This is a genomic window from Providencia sp. PROV223 (assembly GCF_028479245.1).
Classification (GTDB): domain Bacteria; phylum Pseudomonadota; class Gammaproteobacteria; order Enterobacterales; family Enterobacteriaceae; genus Providencia; species Providencia rettgeri.
Window position 1 is genome coordinate 53,248 of record NZ_JAMPNG010000019.1, and the last position, 18,646, is coordinate 71,893.

Sequence of the window (18,646 nt, forward strand, 5' to 3'; positions counted from 1 at the left end):
GCGTTTTTTAACGCAGCTTTGGAGTCGGTATCATGGGATTTGTGGAGGCATAACCCCAATTACTTAAATACAGAGGTATTAAATGGCAACTGTTTCCATGCGCGATATGTTACAAGCAGGCGTACACTTTGGTCACCAGACTCGTTACTGGAACCCAAAAATGAAACCTTTCATTTTCGGTGCGCGTAATAAAGTTCATATCATCAACCTGGAAAAAACTGTTCCAATGTTCAACGAAGCTCTGGCTGAGTTGACTAAAATTGCTTCTCGTAAAGGCAAAATTCTGTTTGTCGGTACTAAACGTGCTGCAAGCGAAGCCGTTCAAGAAGCTGCTAACAGCTGTGATCAGTATTTCGTTAACCACCGTTGGTTAGGCGGAATGTTGACTAACTGGAAAACCGTTCGTCAGTCAATCAAACGTCTGAAAGATTTAGAAATTCAATCACAAGACGGTACTTTTGACAAACTGACTAAGAAAGAAGCGCTGATGCGTACTCGTGAACTTGGTAAGTTAGAAAACAGCTTAGGCGGTATCAAAGATATGGGCGGTTTACCTGACGCTCTGTTCGTTATCGATGCAGACCACGAACACATTGCTATCAAAGAAGCAAACAACCTGGGTATCCCAGTATTTGCTATCGTTGATACTAACTCTGATCCAGACGGTATCGACTTCGTTATCCCTGGTAACGATGATGCAATCCGTGCAATCAAACTGTATCTGGGCGCTGTAGCAAGCACCGTTCGTGAAGGTCGTTCACAAGATCTGGCTGTTCAAGCAGAAGAAAGCTTAGTAGAAGCTGAATAATAAGGCTCAAACCCTTATTTAGGTATTGCTATACAGGTACTGCTATATGTTAGAAGGGGCCTGATTTAGGCCCCTTTTATATATGAATCAGAACTATCCACGTGGGGAAGACTCCCACGGGGAATATCGAGGAATAAATCACATGTCTGGAATTACCGCTGCATTGGTAAAAGAACTGCGCGAACGTACTGGCGCAGGTATGATGGAATGTAAAAAAGCACTTGTTGAAGCTAATGGCGACATCGAATTAGCGATTGATAACATGCGTAAATCAGGTCAAGCAAAAGCGGCTAAAAAAGCAGGTCGCGTTGCAGCTGAAGGTGTTATCCTTACGGAAGTTTTCAACGGTGGTAAAACAGGTGCTCTGGTTGAGCTGAACTGTGAAACTGACTTCGTTGCTAAAGATGCAGGTTTCTTAGCATTCGGTAAAGAAGTTTTAGCTTCTGTTGTCGCTGACAAAAATGCTGACATCGATGCACTGAAAGCAAAATTCGAAGAAGCTCGTACAACATTAGTTGCGAAAATTGGTGAGAACATCAATATTCGTCGCGTTGCTATTCTGGAAGGCGCACAAGTAGGTAGCTACCTGCACGGTGCTCGTATTGGTGTTTTAGTTGCGGCTGAAGGCGCTGACGAAGAGTTACTGAAACACATCGCTATGCATATCGCTGCAAGCAAACCTGAATATGTAACTCCAGATGATGTTCCTGCTGATGTTGTTGCTCACGAGCATCAAATTCAGTTAGACATCGCAATGCAATCTGGTAAACCACGCGAAATCGCTGAAAAAATGGTTATCGGTCGCATGAACAAATTCACAGGCGAAATCTCTCTGACTGGCCAGCCTTTCGTAATGGACCCAAGCAAATCTGTTGGTGACTTACTGAAAGAGAAAGGTGCTACTGTTTCTGGTTTCCTTCGTTTCGAAGTAGGTGAAGGTATCGAGAAAGTTGAAACTGACTTTGCAGCAGAAGTTGCTGCAATGAGCAAGTAATCAACTAAGGGCCGCCAATTGGCGGCTCTGTTTTATATACGTATATTCCCCGGATGTTAGCGTCATCGGCATACGCTAGAATTTGTGTGTATAAAAAAATTATATTTAAATTAATTAAAAATTTTAGGTACGTAGAACCGTGTGATTCTACGTGTGTTACCCCAATAAATATCTGTTAGGACAGAACACCATGGCAACCAATGCAAAACCCGTTTATCAGCGTATTCTGCTTAAATTAAGTGGCGAAGCCTTACAAGGCGCAGAAGGTTTTGGTATCGATGCTAGCGTTTTAGATCGTATGGCTCAGGAAATTAAAGAACTCATAGAACTGGGTATACAGGTCGGTGTGGTTATTGGCGGTGGTAACCTGTTTCGTGGTGCTGGTTTGGCACAAGCTGGCATGAACCGTGTTGTCGGAGACCACATGGGAATGCTAGCAACGGTGATGAACGGACTCGCGATGCGTGATGCATTACATCGCGCCTATGTGAATGCAAGACTGATGTCTGCGATCCCACTTAACGGTGTCTGTGATAACTATAGCTGGGCAGAGGCCATTAGCTTGTTACGTCACGGCCGCGTTGTTATTTTTTCGGCAGGAACAGGAAACCCATTCTTTACAACAGACTCCGCTGCGTGCCTACGTGGTATTGAAATTGAAGCGGATGTTGTGTTAAAAGCAACAAAAGTTGATGGTGTTTATTCAGCAGACCCTGCTAAAGACCCTGACGCAGTTCTTTATGAAAATCTGAGCTACCAAGAAGTGTTGGAACGTGAACTTAAAGTGATGGACTTAGCAGCATTCACATTAGCACGTGACCATAACTTACCGATTCGTGTATTCAATATGAATAAACCGGGCGCTTTACGACGCGTTGTTATGGGCGAAAATGAAGGAACTCTGATTTCTCACAATTAATACTCAGAGACATGACCTGAGTTTAAATGTATTATCTAATATAAATTCAGACAATTTAAGCGAGGTCGCATGCGGCCTTTAATAACCAGTTCTTAAGGGTTGAAAACGTGATTAACGAAATCCAAAAAGATGCTCAAGACCGTATGGAAAAGAGCCTTGAAGCATTCAAAAACCAAATTAGTAAAGTTCGCACAGGCCGTGCATCTCCAAGCCTATTAGATGGCATTACTGTTGAGTACTACGGTTCAGCGACACCTTTGCGCCAATTAGCTAACGTCACTGTTGAAGATTCACGGACATTAGCTATTTCGGTTTTTGACCGTAGCATGTCACCAGCGATTGAAAAAGCAATCATGGCATCAGATTTGGGCCTGAACCCGTCATCAGCGGGTACTGTTATCCGTGTTCCACTTCCTCCATTAACGGAAGAACGTCGTAAAGACTTAATTAAAGTGGTCCGTGGTGAGGCAGAGCAAGGTCGTATCGCAGTTCGTAACGTTCGCCGTGACGCTAACGACAAAGTCAAAGCGTTACTGAAAGATAAAGAAATCAGTGAAGATGACGAACGTCGTTCACAAGATGATATCCAAAAACTGACTGATAGCTACATCAAGAAAGTTGATGAAGCATTAGCGCAAAAAGAAGCAGAGTTGATGGAATTTTAATCCATCATAATAATAAAGCCACCAATGCAGACGGTAAAAGTGTGCGTTAGCGTGGCTTTATTATTTTTCAAGTTTATTAAAAAATCCTTTCTAACCTCTAAGCTGATATAATCTCAGTATTGAATTAATACAGAGTACTCAATCACTATGAAACGTCTGACAATCCTAGGTTCTACAGGCTCAATTGGTACAAATACACTTTCTGTTGTTCGCCAAAATCCCGAAAAATTTCAAATTGTTGCTTTAGTGGCAGGAAAAAATGTCACTGAAATGGCGAAACAGTGCCTTGAGTTTAATCCGAAATATGTCTCAATGGCGGATGAATTATCAGCAAAAGCCTTAAAAACTATTTTGATTGAGAATAACTGCAAGACTGAGGTTTTGTCAGGAAAACAAGCGGCTATTGACCTTGCGGGCCTTGATGATGCCGACCAAGTTATGTCAGCAATTACCGGAGTTGCCGGTTTACTTCCTACCTTGGCTGCAATACGTAAAGGTAAAAGAATATTATTAGCGAATAAAGAGTCTTTAATTACCAGTGGCCGTTTATTCTTTAATGAGATTCGTAAGCACAATGCAACCGTATTTCCTATTGATAGCGAGCATAATGCTATTTTCCAAAGTTTACCGGAAATTATTCAACGCAATTTAGGCTTTGCTGATTTATCAGCCTCGGGTATTTCAAGTATTGTTTTGACCGGTTCTGGCGGGCCTTTTAGGGATACACCATTATCGCATTTTGATAACGTGACACCTGATGAAGCATGTAACCATCCAAATTGGTCAATGGGACGAAAAATATCAGTTGATTCAGCGACAATGATGAATAAAGGTCTAGAATATATTGAGGCTTGCTACTTTTTTAATGCGAATGCTGAGCAGATGGAAGTAATTATCCATCCTCAATCGGTTATTCATTCTATGGTTCGGTATAAAGATGGCAGCGTGATAGCACAACTGGGTACGCCTGATATGCGCACTCCGATTTCATATAGCATGGCCTATCCTCAACGTATCATATCTGGTGCAAAACCTCTTGATTTTGCAACGCTTTCATCATTAACGTTTGTTCAGCCTGACTACCAACGCTATCCTTGCTTGAAGCTCGCAATCGATGCCTGCCACCAAGGGCAAGCCGCTACAACCGCGCTTAATGGTGCAAATGAAGTGACTGTTGCGGCCTTTCTTGAAGGCAAAATACGCTTTACGGATATAGCAAAAATTAACCACAGTGTATTAGATAGCCAAGTTTTTTCTGAACCTGTTTCAATTGAGGAGGTCTTAGAAATCGACGAGCGAGCACGTAAAAATGCAGAAAAAATAATCGCTCAGACAATTTAACGCTGGTATGTGTTTTATTTAGTTGCTGATAGCCATAATAACTCTTTAATATGTGACGTGTTTAAAAAAAGAAAAATAACATAGCACTACTTTGAGAATTAAGGATGTGTCTTATCAGCAAATTCAATAATAGTAGTTATTATTGGTCTGTATACTCAAAGTGGTACTCACAAGGATTAATATTTAATGAACTCTAGTGGTGAAAATCTCTCTGATTCAATGATGCCTAAGCATGTTGCTATCATTATGGATGGTAATGGTCGATGGGCTAAGCAAAGAGGGAAACTCAGAATTACAGGTCATAAGGCAGGTGTTGAGTCTGTCCGTAATTCGGTGCGTTTTGCGGTGAAAAATAAAATTAGTTCGCTCACATTGTATGCATTTAGCAGTGAAAACTGGAGACGACCAGAGAAAGAAGTGAGTTCTCTAATGGAACTATTTGTTTTTGCTCTTGATAATGAAGTTAAAAACCTGCATAAAAACAATGTCAAACTAAAAGTCATTGGTGATATTAGTCGTTTTAGTGAACGCCTCAGAAAAAGAATTGATAAGGCAGAAGCATTAACGCAAAACAACACTGGGCTAAAACTGAATATAGCCGCGAACTATGGTGGTCGCTGGGACATCAGTAACAGTGTAAAACAAGTATTTGCAAAGGTACAAAGTGGTGAACTTTCTATTGATGACATCAATGAAGAAAATATTAATGACCATATTTGTATGCATGATCAAGAAAATGTCGATTTAGTCATTAGAACCGGTGGGGAGCATCGCATTAGCAACTTCCTATTATGGCAAGTCGCTTATGCGGAATTTTATTTCACCAACGTTTTGTGGCCAGATTTTGATGAAATGGTGTTTCAGAGTGCAGTTGATGCTTTTAGTAAGCGTGAGCGCCGTTATGGTGGAGCTGAATCAGATGATGAACTGGGCAAGGAATAGGGGATAGATGTGCTGAAATATCGTTTACTTACTGCGATAGTCTTAATACCGATTGTTATAGCAGCTCTGTTTTTACTTTCCCCAGCAAATTTTGGGCTTGTCGTAATTGCGGTTTGTGCTTTAGGAGCTTGGGAATGGGCACAATTTGTCGGCTGGCATTCACAAGCTAAACGTGTCGGGTTGGCGGTTGTTTTTGCAGCAATATTACTTGCAATGCAATTTTCTATCTCCAATATAAACCAGTTCTCCTCTGAGCCTATGGTTTTGTATGGCCTGTGGGCAGGTCTTATTTGGTGGGTAATAGCGATTATTTTAGTTGTTACCTACCCAGCATCGGCTTCTTGGGGTAAATCAGCAATTATCCGGTTGTTATTTGGCGTGTTAACGATTATCCCATTTTATTGTGGAATGATAGTTTTAAGAACTGTGGGTTATCAAAGTGATACATTCTTCGGTGCTTGGTGGTTACTATATGTCATGTTGCTAGTTTGGGGGGCAGATTCAGGTGCCTATGCATTTGGTCGTACTATCGGACGCAACAAAATGGCACCTAAGGTATCTCCTGGTAAAACGTGGGAAGGCTTAGTCGGTGGGCTGATAACAGCAGGGATTATCTCATGGTTATTTAGCGCCTTTGCGCCAATCCCTGTGATGCCTGATTATTTACTAGTGACTTCAATTATTGTTGTTGTAGTATCAGTATTTGGTGATTTGACCGAAAGTATGTTTAAGCGTCAATCAGGTATTAAAGATAGTAGCCACTTAATTCCAGGGCATGGCGGTATTTTGGATCGTATTGATAGCCTGACGGCAGCAATCCCTGTTTTTGCTGGGCTAAATTTGTTAATTTTTAACGGTTTTGGTCTTTAGGAAGATACATGGGATTTATTTGGAGTTTAGCTGCATTTATTATCGCGATAGGCGTGTTAATTACAGTACACGAGTTCGGTCACTACTGGGTTGCTCGTCGCTGTGGTGTTTATGTTGAGCGCTTCTCTATTGGCTTTGGCAAAACGTTATGGCGTAAAGTCGATAAACATGGCACTGAGTTCGTTTTAGCCATTATCCCGTTAGGGGGTTATGTCAAAATGCTTGATGAACGTGTTGGAGAGGTTGCTCCTGAGCGTCGTCATCAAGCGTTTAATAATAAAACAGTAGGTCAACGAGCTGCCATTATTAGTGCGGGGCCTATTGCGAACTTTTTATTGGCAATTGTTGTCTATTGGATTGTCTTTATGATTGGCGTTCCTTCTGTGAAGCCTGTCATTGAAGATGTAAAACCAGGTTCTATTGCGGCAATTGCAAATTTTGAACCAAAAATGGAACTAAAATCCATTGATGGCATCGAAACTCCTGATTGGAATTCAGTTCGCTTAGCATTGGTCGGCAAAATAGGTGACCACGAACTGACTGCACAAGTATTACCGAGTGGTTATAATGAACCGATGACAAAAACGGTTGATTTAACGACTTGGCAGTTTGATCCTGAGAAACAAGATCCAATTTTGTCGTTAGGGATAATGCCTGTTTCTGCAAAAATTGACCCTGTTATTCAAAAAGTCACTGAGGGGTTAGCTGGCGAACGAGCAGGTTTACAGAAAGGTGACAGAATAGTCAGTGTTAACGGGGAGGTATTAGGCCTTTGGAACCCAGTAACACGAATTATTCGTAATAACCCAGGTGTACCGTTAAAACTAGAAGTACAACGGTCGCAACAATTGGTTTCACTCACGTTGACTCCTGATAGCCAAGATGGACAACGTGGAGAGAAAATTGGATTTGCAGGCGTAGAACTTTCAGTGTTACCGTTAGCAGATGAATATAAAATGGTGCAGCAATATGGGCCATTCTCTGCGTTTTACCAAGCCAGTGATAAGACGTGGCAGTTAATGAAGTTGACGGTCAATATGATGGGTAAACTGGTTGTTGGGGATGTCAAACTCAATAACTTGAGCGGTCCGATATCTATCGCTAAAGGTGCGGGGGTATCCGCCGAGTCAGGCTTGGTATATTATTTGATGTTTATTGCGCTTATTAGCGTCAATTTAGGTATCATCAATCTGTTTCCATTGCCTGTTTTAGATGGGGGGCACTTGCTCTTCTTATTAATTGAAAAAATTAAAGGAAGTCCAGTGTCTGAGCGAGTACAAGACTTTAGTTTTCGGATAGGTGCAATGGCATTGATTCTGTTAATGGGACTTGCACTTTTTAATGATTTCTCTCGCTTCTAATTTTTATAAGCTGGGGACCAGTAAGGAATACGCATAACAACGATGGCGATGAAAAAGTTGCTCATAGCGTCGCTGCTTTTCGGCAGCGCCACTGCATACGGTTCAGACGGATTCGTAGTTAAAGACATTCGTTTCGAAGGTCTACAACGCGTCGCCGTTGGTGCAGCATTATTGAACATGCCAGTTAGGGTTGGCGATTCAGTTGATAACGATGATATCAGCCGTTCGATCCGTTCCCTATTTTCAACCGGTAACTTCGAAGATGTTAGGGTCCTGCGTGATGGAAACACGCTGATCGTTCAAGTTAAAGAGCGGCCAACGATTGCCAGTATCACCTTTACAGGTAATAAGTCTGTTAAAGATGATATGCTCAAGCAGAACTTGGAAGCTTCAAATATCCGCGTTGGTGAGGCACTTGACCGCACGACAATTGCGAATATCGAAAAAGGTTTAGAAGACTTTTACTATAGCGTTGGTAAATATAATGCAACAGTAAAAGCTGTTGTGACACCTTTACCACGTAACCGTGTGGATTTAAAATTTGTTTTCTCTGAAGGTGTTTCAGCTCAAATTCAGCAAATTAATATTGTAGGTAATAAAAATTACACTACAGCAGAATTAGTTAATAAGCTGCAATTGCGTGATGATGTACCTTGGTGGAACCTTGCTGCTGACCAAAAATACCAGAAGCAAAAACTGGCGGGTGATTTAGAAACTCTGCGCAGTTTTTATCTTGACCGCGGTTATGCACGTTTTAACATTGACTCCACGCAAGTCAGTCTGACCCCAGACAAAAAAGGCATTTATATTACGATTAACATTACTGAAGGCGACCAATACAAAATATCGGGTGTCGAAGTTAATGGTAATACTGCAGATCACTTAACTGAAATCCAAGAACTTATCACTATCACACCGGGAGAGTTATATAACGGTGCTCAAGTGACAAGCATGGAAAACAAAATCAAAGATATGTTTGGCCGCTATGGTTATGCATATCCTCGAGTAATGACACAGCCTGAAATCAACGATGCAGATAAAACCGTGAAATTGCATTTAAATATTGATGCAGGTAACCGTTTCTATGTGCGTGAAATTCGTTTCCAAGGCAATGACACCAGTAAAGACACCGTTTTGCGTCGTGAAATGCGCCAAATGGAAGGGGCATGGCTTGGAAATGACCTTGTTGAACTCGGTAAAGAACGTCTGAATCGTACAGGTTATTTCGAAACTGTTGATGTTGAGACTCAACGTGTACCGGGCAGTCCTGACCAAGTAGATGTTATCTACAAGGTTAAAGAGCGTAATACAGGTTCAATGAACTTTGGTATCGGTTTTGGTACTGAAAGTGGTGTGAGTTTCCAAGTTGGGGTTACACAAGATAACTGGTTAGGTACAGGTAATGCGGTTGGTATTAACGCAAGTAAAAACGACTACTCAACTAACGTTGAATTCTCATTTACTGACCCGTATTTCACCGTGAATGGTGTGAGCTTAGGCGGTCGTATTTTCTATAACGACTTTAGTGCGAAAGATGCGGATCTATCTGGCTATAACAACAAAACGTATGGTCTAGACAGTTTCTTAAGCTTCCCGTTCAATGAAAATAACTCTTTCCGTGTTGGTGCGGGTTACGTTCATAACCGACTTTCAGACATGCGAGCTCAAGCTGCGATGTGGGATTACCTCGACTCTATGGGGAAAAATCCACCAGTTACAGAAAATGGGCGTAATAAAGAAAGTTTTGATGCGGATGACTTTACGCTTAACTTAGGTTGGACTTATAACTCGTTAAACCGTGGTTTCTTCCCAACATCGGGTAATAAAACGAACGTATCGGGTAAAGTAACAATACCTGGCTCTGATAACGAATACTATAAACTGCGCTTTGATACCGCACAGTATTACCCACTGGATGAAGACCAAACTTGGGTAGTTCTGGGGCGTGCACAAGCAGGTTATGGTGATGGTATTGGCAGTAAGCAAATGCCATTCTATGAAAACTTCTATGCGGGTGGTTCAAGCACCATTCGTGGTTTCCGTTCGAATAATATCGGTCCAAAAGCGGTTTACTTGAAGAGAATTAATGGTGTGGATGGCCCTGAGCCAGGAAGCCCATCAAGTGATGCGGTCGGTGGTAATGCGATGTACGCAGCATCATTTGAATTAATCACTCCGACTCCATTTATTGACGAGAAATATTCGAACTCAGTTCGTACGTCTCTGTTCGTTGATGCGGGTACGGTATGGGATACTAATTGGAACAGTATCAATGCTGATTGGCGTAAAGGTATGCCTGACTACGGTAAGGCAACTAACGTCCGTGCTTCTGCTGGTGTTGCTTTACAATGGATGTCCCCTCTTGGACCACTGGTCTTCTCTTATGCGCAGCCGATTAAGGACTACGAAGGGGATAAATCAGAACAGTTCCAATTTAATATTGGTAGAACGTGGTAAGCTATTCCAGTTTCTACTTATGATGGCTCCCATAATTTTATGGGAGCAACCAAAATTTCCAGCCATACGTATGGGTTAAGGAGTTTAGTGTGAAAAAATTGTTGTGTGCAGCGGGTGTGAGTATTGCTTTAGCAATGTCTGCGGGTGCTTATGCTGAGAAAATCGCTATCGTCAATGTTGGTGAAATTTTCCAAAATATGCCTGCGCGTGAAGCCGTTGCTAAACAGCTTGAAAGTGAATTCAAAAGCCGTGCGACTGAGTTACAAAATCTAGAAAAAGATTTGCAAACTCGTGTTGAAAAATTGCGCCGTGATGGTGCAACGATGAAGCAAAGTGAGCGCGAAAAGCTTGAATCTGAACTCATGACTAAACGTGATCAATTCGCTGAAAAAGCTCAAAAATTTGAAGAAGACAACCGTCGTCGTCAAGGTGAAGAGCGTACTAAAATTTTAACTCGTATTCAGAACTCTATTAAGTCTGTTGCCGCTAAAGAAGGCTATGATGTCGTTATCGATGCAAATGCAGTTGCCTATGCAAAAGATAGCGTTGACATTACAAGTCAGGTTCAAAAACAGGTTAAATAATAGATGTCTTCAATTCGATTAGCTGACCTTGCTCAGCAGTTGAATGCGCAATTACACGGTGATGGTGATATTACCATCACCGGTATTGCTCCAATGCATTCAGCGAATAATCAACAGATTACTTTTTTATCTGACAGCCGTTATAGTGACAAATTGGCCGATTGCCAAGCTGCAGCGGTGGTTCTCACAGCAAAAGATCTCGAAGCATGTAAAGTAGCTGCACTGGTAGTGGATAACCCATACCTTGCTTATGCACGCATGGCTCAAATTATGGATACAACGCCAAGTCCGGCTGAAGATATCCACGCATCAGCGGTAATTGCTGATGATGCAAAACTCGGTAAGAATGTCGCAATTGGCGCAAATGCTGTTATCGAAAGTGGTGTTGAACTTGGCGATAATGTGGTGATTGGCGCAGGTTGTTTTGTGGGTAAAAATACACGCATAGGTACAGGGACCCGTTTATGGGCAAATGTCAGCGTGTACCACAATATCGAAATTGGTACACATTGTTTAATTCAATCTGGCACTGTGATTGGTTCAGATGGCTTCGGTTATGCAAATGATCGTGGTAATTGGATCAAAATTCCTCAGTTAGGCACAGTGATCATCGGCGATCGTGTTGAGATCGGTGCAAGCACAACGATTGATCGCGGTGCGTTAGATAACACTGTGATTGGTAATGGGGTTATTATCGATAACCAATGCCAAATTGCACACAATGTCATAATTGGTGATAATACCGCAGTTGCTGGCGGAGTTATCATGGCTGGTAGTTTAAAAATCGGTCGTTACTGCATGATTGGTGGGGCTAGCGTCATCAACGGTCATATGGAAATTTGCGATAAGGTCACAGTAACAGGAATGGGTATGGTCATGAGGCCTATCACTGAACCGGGAGTATATTCTTCAGGAATTCCTTTACAGCCTAATAAAGCTTGGCGTAAAACAGCTGCTTTAGTCTTAAGTATCAATGAGATGAATAAGAGACTGAAACACGTTGAGCGTGAATTAGATAGCCAAAATCAAAAAAATCAGTAATCATTTTGTAATTCAGGCTAAAATAGTTATCTGAGTTACGTTTTCCGGCCTGCCAGTTAACCTAATTTATGGGTTAAAGCAGGCCGATTCATTAATTAAACCGTATTAATAGACAGGAAGAGTATTTCGATGAGTGATAATCATACTCTGAATATAGAAGAAATCTTAGAACTGCTTCCACACCGTTACCCATTCCTTTTGGTTGACCGTGTATTAGATTTTGAAAAAGGCAAATCATTGCGTGCAGTGAAAAATGTGTCATTTAATGAGCCATTTTTCCAAGGGCACTTTCCAAGCAAACCCATTTTCCCTGGCGTATTAATTTTAGAAGCCATGGCACAAGCGACTGGGATCCTTGCGTTTAAAAGCGTTGGAAAATTAGAGCCTGGTGAGTTGTACTATTTTGCAGCGATAGACAATGCGCGTTTTAAACGTCCTGTTCTACCAGGAGACCAAATGGTCTTAGAAGTAGAATTTATTAAAGAACGTCGCGGAGTTGCACGTTTTAAAGGTGTTGCTAAAGTTGATGGAGAAGTGGCCTGCGAAGCAGAAATGATGTGCGCCCGTCGCCGTGAGGTCTGATATGATTGATAATACAGCCTATATTCATCCATCCTCTATCGTAGAAGATGGAGCTATCATCGGTGCCAATGTTCGTATTGGCCCTTTTTGTTATATTGGCGCGAATGTCGAAATTGGCGAAGGTACTGAGTTGAAATCTCATGTTGTCGTTAATGGCCATACAAAAATAGGCCGTGACAATGTGATTTTCCAGTTCGCTTCCATTGGTGAGATTAACCAAGATCTTAAATATCAAGGTGAACCAACACGAGTTGAAATCGGGGATAGAAACCGTATTCGTGAAAGCGTAACTATTCACCGTGGTACAGTTCAAGATGTTGGCCTGACAAAAGTGGGCAACGATAATTTACTGATGGTGAATGTGCATATTGCCCATGATTGTATCATTGGCAACCGTTGTATTATTGCAAATAACGGTACTTTAGGTGGCCATGTAACACTTGGTGATTATGCCATCATTGGTGGTATGACCGCAGTTCATCAATTTTGTAAAATTGGTGCTCATGTTATGGTCGGCGGTTGCTCTGGTGTTGCACAAGACGTGCCACCTTATGTTATTGCACAGGGTAACCACGCAACACCATTTGGTTTAAATCTTGAAGGTTTAAAACGCCGTGGTTTTGAAAAAGAATCACTACATGCTATTCGTAATGCATACAAGGTGTTATATCGTTCAGGTAAATCATTAGAAGAAGCACGTGAAGAAATCGCGGAAGCGGCAAAAGCCAATGAACACGTTAAAGTGTTTAGTGATTTCTTAGAGGATTCAGCACAGTCTAAACGTGGTATTATTCGTTAATCTAGTATTAATGAATCTGGGCCTTTAATAAGGAGCGAATTTCGGTGAATAATAGCCGCCCACTTACTATTGGCCTTGTTGCCGGAGAAACATCTGGTGATATTCTCGGTGCTGGGCTTATCCGTGCACTTAAAGAGCAAATACCAGATGCTCGCTTTGTTGGTGTTGCTGGTCCATTAATGCAAGCGGAAGGTTGTGAAGCTTGGTATGAAATGGAAGAGCTTGCTGTCATGGGCATTGTTGAAGTCCTTGGCCGTCTACCTCGGCTATTATCCATTCGTAAGGATTTAACCCAGCGTTTTACTGAACTACAGCCGGATGTTTTTGTTGGGATTGATGCCCCTGATTTTAATATTACCCTAGAGGGGCGCTTAAAATCGAAAGGTATCAAAACCATTCATTACGTTAGCCCATCAGTTTGGGCATGGCGCCAGAAGCGGGTATTTAAAATTGGTCGTTCAACAAATTTAGTATTAGCTTTTTTACCTTTTGAAAAAGCATTTTACGACCGTTTTAATGTTCCTTGCCGTTTTATCGGGCATACAATGGCGGATGCCATTCCATTACATCCTGATAAACAAGCCGCTCGACATCGGCTGAATATTCCTGAGCATGTTAAATGTTTGGCTTTACTGCCAGGAAGTCGTCATTCAGAAGTCGAAATGCTAAGCGCAGATTTTCTCAATACAGCGAAAATATTACAACGCAATATCCCTGGTTTACATATTGTGGTGCCGTTGGTGAATGAAAAACGCCGCCAGCAGTTTGATGAGATAAAAGAAAATACCGCACCTGAATTGCAAGTCCATATTTTAGATGGTCAGGCTCGTGATGCAATGATTGCAGCAGATGCGACTTTGTTAGCATCAGGAACAGCAGCACTTGAGTGTATGCTAACAAAATGCCCAATGGTGGTGGGGTATCGTATGAAACCTTTCACTTTCTGGTTAGCTAAACGGTTAGTGAAAACGCCGTATGTTTCTTTGCCTAATTTGTTAGCAGAAAAAGAAATTGTGAAGGAGTTACTACAAGAGGAATGCCAGCCTGATAAACTCGCACAGCAGTTGCTTCCTCTCCTAGATGGTGGAGAACAGGTTGAAAACCTGAAACAAACTTTTTTACAATTACATCAGCTTATTCGTTGTGATGCAGATAAACAAGCTGCTGAAGCGGTATTAGATATGGTCAAAAATTAATGGAATTTATCTATCCAAAAGCAAATTTAATCGCTGGTGTTGATGAAGTGGGTCGAGGCCCGCTAGTTGGAGCTGTAGTGACCGCGGCAGTGATTCTTGATCCCAATAACCCAATTACAGGGCTGGCAGACTCAAAAAAACTCACCGAAAAAAAACGTGAGAAATTATTTGATGAAATCCAACAAAAAGCGCTGTGTTGGTGCATTGGTCGCGCAGAACCAGAAGAAATTGATAACATAAATATATTACATGCAACTATGTTAGCGATGCAGCGTGCCGTTGCGGGTTTATCTATTGTTCCTGAGTATGTTTTAATTGATGGCAACCGCTGTCCTAAATTGCCAATGCCTTCACAAGCAGTCATTAAAGGCGACAGCCTAGTACAAGAAATTAGTGCAGCATCCATTTTAGCTAAAGTGATTAGGGATAGGGAAATGGTCGAATTGGACAAAACCTTTCCTGAATATGGCTTTGCGAAGCATAAAGGCTACCCAACCGCGTATCATTTAGAAAAATTGGCGCAGTATGGTGCAACCGAATTCCATCGTAAAAGCTTTGCTCCAGTGAGAAGAGCTTTAGACAGCAATAAGTAGGTATTAGGTCGATGGCATCACCTCGTTTTATTCATTTACGTGTTCACAGTGACTATTCCATGATTGATGGGCTAGCCAAAACGGGGCCACTGGTTAAAAAAGTGGCTTCAATGGGCATGCCTGCGTTTGCGATCACCGATTTTACTAACCTTTGTGGGCTAGTCCGGTTTTATGGTGCAGCACATGGTGCAGGGATCAAACCCATTATTGGTGCTGATTTTTATGTGGAAAGTGAACTATTGGGTGATGAAATATCTCACTTAACTGTTTTAGCACGTAATAATGAAGGTTATCAAAACCTTACCCTACTCATTTCTGAAGCGTACCAAAAAGGCTATGGTGCGGTTGGACCAACAATTAAACGTGAGTGGCTGGCTAAGCACAAAGATGGTTTGATTCTACTCTCTGGTGGCCGTAAAGGGGATGTCGGGCAATGTCTATTAAGAGGTAATCAAGCCTTAGTGGATGAGTGCCTTGCATTCTATGAAACGCATTTTCCAGATTGCTACTACTTAGAATTAGTCAGAACAGGGCGGCCAGATGAAGAAAGTTATCTGCATGCGGCTGTCGAGTTAGCAACTAAAAAAGGCTTGCCTGTTGTTGCAACGAATGATGTTTGCTTCATTGAAAGTAGTGATTTCGACGCCCATGAAATACGTGTTGCTATCCATGATGGTTTTACATTAGCTGATCCGAAAAGGCCTAAAAATTATAGCCCTCAGCAATATTTACGTTCCGAAGAAGAGATGTGTGAGCTATTTGCTGACATCCCTGAAGCGTTAGAAAACAGTGTAGAGATTGCTAAGCGTTGTAACGTCACGATTCGCCTTGGTGAATACTTCTTACCGCAATTCCCAACAGGGGATATGAAAACCGAAGACTTTTTGGTTATGCGGTCAAAAGAAGGGTTAGAAGAGCGCCTCGAGTTTTTATTCCCAGACGAAAAAGTACGAGCGGAAAAACGCCCTGAATACGATGAGCGTCTGGAAATTGAACTTAACGTGATTAATCAGATGGGGTTCCCCGGTTACTTCTTGATCGTGATGGAATTTATCCAATGGTCAAAAGATAATGGCGTACCTGTGGGGCCGGGGCGAGGTTCCGGTGCGGGCTCTTTAGTTGCTTATGCCCTTAAAATTACGGATCTTGATCCGCTTGAGTTTGACTTGCTTTTTGAGCGTTTCTTGAATCCGGAACGTGTTTCGATGCCTGACTTTGATGTCGATTTCTGTATGGAAAAACGCGACCAAGTGATTGATCACGTAGCCCAAATGTATGGGCGTGACGCTGTTTCACAGATCATTACTTTCGGTACGATGGCCGCCAAAGCGGTTATCCGTGACGTGGGGCGCGTACTTGGGCACCCATATGGTTTTGTTGATAGAATTTCAAAATTAGTGCCGCCAGACCCCGGTATGACACTGGAAAAAGCGTTCGAAGCAGAACCACAGCTACCTGAAATTTATGAGGCTGATGAAGAGGTTAAAGCGCTTATCGATATGGCGCGTAAGCTCGAAGGTGTCACACGAAATGCTGGTAAACATGCGGGTGGGGTGGTTATCGCTCCAACTAAAATTACTGACTTTGCGCCGCTTTATTGTGATGCGGAAGGTAATAACCCTGTCACACAATTCGATAAAAACGATGTCGAATATGCGGGGTTAGTGAAGTTTGACTTCCTTGGTTTACGGACGTTGACGATCATTAACTGGGCGTTGGAAATGATCAACGCGCGTCGAGCTAAGAAAAATTTAGAACCGATTGATATTGCAGCTATTCCGCTACACGATCAAAAAAGCTTTGATATGCTGCAGCGCTCAGAAACCACAGCGGTATTCCAGTTAGAATCCCGTGGAATGAAGGACTTAATTAAGCGATTACGCCCCGACTGCTTCGAGGATATGATCGCACTGGTGGCATTGTTCCGTCCCGGGCCACTGCAATCAGGCATGGTAGATAACTTTATTGACCGTAAACATGGTCGTGAAGAAATATCGTACCCAGATGTACAATGGCAACATGAATCATTAAAACCTGTTCTAGAGCCCACATATGGGATTATTTTATACCAAGAACAGGTTATGCAGATTGCTCAGGTTTTAGCTGGCTATACGCTTGGCGGTGCGGATATGCTGCGTCGTGCGATGGGTAAAAAGAAACCTGAGGAAATGGCGAAGCAGCGTTCTGTTTTTGAAGAAGGTGCAATTAAAAACGGAGTAGACGGCGAGCTATCAATGAAAATCTTTGACTTGGTAGAGAAATTTGCCGGTTATGGGTTTAATAAATCGCATTCAGCTGCCTATGCTTTAGTTTCTTATCAAACATTATGGTTAAAAGCGCACTATCCCGCTGAATTTATGGCTGCAGTTATGACCGCGGATATGGATAACACGGAAAAAGTGGTTGGTTTAGTTGATGAATGTTGGCGAATGGGCTTAAAAGTATTGCCGCCAGATATCAATAGTGGGCTTTATCACTTCCATGTGAATGATGAAGGTGAGATAGTTTACGGTATCGGTGCAATCAAAGGAGTCGGCGAAGGCCCGATCGAAGCGATTGTTGAAGCTCGTCAACAAGGCGGCATCTTTAAAGAGATTTTTGACCTTTGTGCGCGAGTTGATATTAAAAAAATTAACCGTCGTGTGATGGAAAAGCTTATCATGGCAGGGGCATTTGACCGATTAGGCCCTCATCGTGCAGCGTTGATGTCTTCCCTTGAGGATGCGTTAAAAGCAGCTGACCAACATGCTAAAGCAGAGGCAATAGGCCAAGCAGATATGTTTGGTGTACTAGCTGAAGCACCTGAACAAGTTGAAAGTTCATATGCAAGTGTACCTAAATGGCCAGAGCAAGTAGTATTGGATGGTGAACGAGAGACGCTTGGTTTATATTTAACAGGGCATCCAATAACGCGATACTTGAGCGAAATAGAGCGCTATACTAATGGGCTTAGATTAAAAGATGTGAACCCCACCCCTCGTGGTCAAGTAACAACTGTGGTAGGTTTAGTACTTTCAGCTAAAGTGATTACAACCAAGCGTGGAAATAGAATAGGGATTTGTACGCTTGATGATCGTTCCGGTCGTCTGGATATTATGTTATTTTCAGATGCACTCGATAAGTACCAACATATGTTGGAAAAAGACAATATCCTGATAGCCACCGGTCAGGTCAGCTTTGATGATTTCAATGGTGGTAATAAAATGACAGTGCGTGAGTTAATGGATATTAGTGAAGCAAGGGAAAAATATGCACGAGGACTTGCAATTTCACTGTCAGATAAACAAATTAACGATCAATTGCTGAACCGGCTTCGCAGTACTCTTGAACCTCATCGTTCAGGAACGATCCCGGTTCATCTGTATTACCAGAAGGATGATGCCAGAGCCAAGCTTAAATTTGGTGTTGTTTGGCGTGTGACGCCAGTGGATCCCCTTTTGAACGATCTTCGAACTCTGCTGGGTAGTGAGCAGGTAGAATTAGAATTTGACTAA

16 protein-coding genes are annotated in these 18,646 nt (G+C 42.2%); all 16 read left to right on the forward strand.

Annotation, left to right across the window (positions count from 1 at the left end; all coding sequences use genetic code 11):
* The first annotated feature begins 82 nt into the window (after positions 1-82).
* The 16 genes from rpsB to dnaE all read left to right on the forward strand — a co-directional run bounded on the left by rpsB (position 83) and on the right by dnaE (position 18,646).
* Complete coding sequence (gene rpsB, locus PR767_RS17710; RefSeq protein ID WP_004908759.1) at positions 83-808, forward strand: 30S ribosomal protein S2; 726 nt, start codon at positions 83-85, stop codon at positions 806-808.
* Positions 809-950: 142 nt separating this feature from the next.
* Positions 951-1,802, forward strand: a complete 852-nt coding sequence (gene tsf / locus PR767_RS17715; RefSeq protein ID WP_004908761.1) for a translation elongation factor Ts — start codon at positions 951-953, stop codon at positions 1,800-1,802.
* Between the two features lie 190 nt (positions 1,803-1,992).
* The gene (gene pyrH / locus PR767_RS17720; RefSeq protein ID WP_004257499.1) at positions 1,993-2,721 is read left to right on the forward strand and encodes a UMP kinase; all 729 of its coding nucleotides are present in this window, start codon (positions 1,993-1,995) and stop codon (positions 2,719-2,721) included.
* 107 nt (positions 2,722-2,828) lie between these two features.
* Positions 2,829-3,386 (forward strand): ribosome recycling factor, encoded by a 558-nt coding sequence (frr, locus tag PR767_RS17725; protein WP_109911800.1) that lies wholly within the window; start codon positions 2,829-2,831, stop codon positions 3,384-3,386.
* A 147-nt stretch (positions 3,387-3,533) separates the two neighbouring features.
* On the forward strand, positions 3,534-4,727 hold the full coding sequence (ispC, locus tag PR767_RS17730; RefSeq protein WP_004908768.1) for a 1-deoxy-D-xylulose-5-phosphate reductoisomerase: 1,194 nt from the start codon (positions 3,534-3,536) through the stop codon (positions 4,725-4,727).
* Between the two features lie 186 nt (positions 4,728-4,913).
* Positions 4,914-5,669, forward strand: a complete 756-nt coding sequence (gene uppS, locus PR767_RS17735; RefSeq protein ID WP_109911801.1) for a polyprenyl diphosphate synthase — start codon at positions 4,914-4,916, stop codon at positions 5,667-5,669.
* A 9-nt stretch (positions 5,670-5,678) separates the two neighbouring features.
* On the forward strand, positions 5,679-6,539 hold the full coding sequence (gene cdsA / locus PR767_RS17740) for a phosphatidate cytidylyltransferase (RefSeq protein WP_272520702.1): 861 nt from the start codon (positions 5,679-5,681) through the stop codon (positions 6,537-6,539).
* Between the two features lie 8 nt (positions 6,540-6,547).
* Entirely contained in the window at positions 6,548-7,900 is a 1,353-nt protein-coding gene (rseP, locus tag PR767_RS17745) for a sigma E protease regulator RseP (protein WP_004908777.1), read from the forward strand.
* Between the two features lie 42 nt (positions 7,901-7,942).
* Positions 7,943-10,357, forward strand: a complete 2,415-nt coding sequence (gene bamA / locus PR767_RS17750; RefSeq protein WP_109911803.1) for an outer membrane protein assembly factor BamA — start codon at positions 7,943-7,945, stop codon at positions 10,355-10,357.
* 89 nt (positions 10,358-10,446) lie between these two features.
* Positions 10,447-10,941 (forward strand): molecular chaperone Skp, encoded by a 495-nt coding sequence (gene skp, locus PR767_RS17755; protein ID WP_004908780.1) that lies wholly within the window; start codon positions 10,447-10,449, stop codon positions 10,939-10,941.
* Between the two features lie 3 nt (positions 10,942-10,944).
* Positions 10,945-11,982, forward strand: coding sequence for a UDP-3-O-(3-hydroxymyristoyl)glucosamine N-acyltransferase (gene lpxD / locus PR767_RS17760; RefSeq protein WP_109911804.1), 1,038 nt, complete (start codon positions 10,945-10,947; stop codon positions 11,980-11,982).
* Positions 11,983-12,111: 129 nt separating this feature from the next.
* Entirely contained in the window at positions 12,112-12,564 is a 453-nt protein-coding gene (fabZ, locus tag PR767_RS17765) for a 3-hydroxyacyl-ACP dehydratase FabZ (protein ID WP_004257450.1), read from the forward strand.
* 1 nt (position 12,565) lies between these two features.
* Positions 12,566-13,363: an acyl-ACP--UDP-N-acetylglucosamine O-acyltransferase gene (gene lpxA / locus PR767_RS17770; protein ID WP_004908785.1), complete on the forward strand. Its 798-nt coding sequence runs from the start codon at positions 12,566-12,568 to the stop codon at positions 13,361-13,363.
* A gap of 44 nt (positions 13,364-13,407) precedes the next feature.
* Positions 13,408-14,559 carry a lipid-A-disaccharide synthase gene (gene lpxB, locus PR767_RS17775; protein WP_109911806.1) on the forward strand — a complete coding sequence of 384 codons (1,152 nt, stop codon included), beginning with the start codon at positions 13,408-13,410 and terminating at the stop codon, positions 14,557-14,559.
* Positions 14,559-15,152: a ribonuclease HII gene (rnhB, locus tag PR767_RS17780; RefSeq protein ID WP_109911807.1), complete on the forward strand. Its 594-nt coding sequence runs from the start codon at positions 14,559-14,561 to the stop codon at positions 15,150-15,152. The genes lpxB and rnhB overlap by 1 nt, the downstream gene beginning before the upstream one ends.
* 11 nt (positions 15,153-15,163) lie before the next feature.
* A complete protein-coding gene (dnaE, locus tag PR767_RS17785; RefSeq protein WP_004908794.1) occupies positions 15,164-18,646 on the forward strand; it encodes a DNA polymerase III subunit alpha in 3,483 nt (1,160 codons plus the stop codon).

Bases quoted from the DNA above. Each gene is read 5' to 3' on its own strand.
- rpsB (WP_004908759.1), top strand. From the start codon at position 83: ATGGCAACTGTTTCCATGCGCGATATGTTACAAGCAGGCGTACACTTT.
- tsf (WP_004908761.1), top strand. From the start codon at position 951: ATGTCTGGAATTACCGCTGCATTGGTAAAAGAACTGCGCGAACGTACT.
- pyrH (WP_004257499.1), top strand. From the start codon at position 1,993: ATGGCAACCAATGCAAAACCCGTTTATCAGCGTATTCTGCTTAAATTA.
- ispC (WP_004908768.1), top strand. From the start codon at position 3,534: ATGAAACGTCTGACAATCCTAGGTTCTACAGGCTCAATTGGTACAAAT.
- uppS (WP_109911801.1), top strand. From the start codon at position 4,914: ATGAACTCTAGTGGTGAAAATCTCTCTGATTCAATGATGCCTAAGCAT.
- rseP (WP_004908777.1), top strand. From the start codon at position 6,548: ATGGGATTTATTTGGAGTTTAGCTGCATTTATTATCGCGATAGGCGTG.
- bamA (WP_109911803.1), top strand. From the start codon at position 7,943: ATGGCGATGAAAAAGTTGCTCATAGCGTCGCTGCTTTTCGGCAGCGCC.
- lpxD (WP_109911804.1), top strand. From the start codon at position 10,945: ATGTCTTCAATTCGATTAGCTGACCTTGCTCAGCAGTTGAATGCGCAA.
- fabZ (WP_004257450.1), top strand. From the start codon at position 12,112: ATGAGTGATAATCATACTCTGAATATAGAAGAAATCTTAGAACTGCTT.
- lpxA (WP_004908785.1), top strand. From the start codon at position 12,566: ATGATTGATAATACAGCCTATATTCATCCATCCTCTATCGTAGAAGAT.
- rnhB (WP_109911807.1), top strand. From the start codon at position 14,559: ATGGAATTTATCTATCCAAAAGCAAATTTAATCGCTGGTGTTGATGAA.
- dnaE (WP_004908794.1), top strand. From the start codon at position 15,164: ATGGCATCACCTCGTTTTATTCATTTACGTGTTCACAGTGACTATTCC.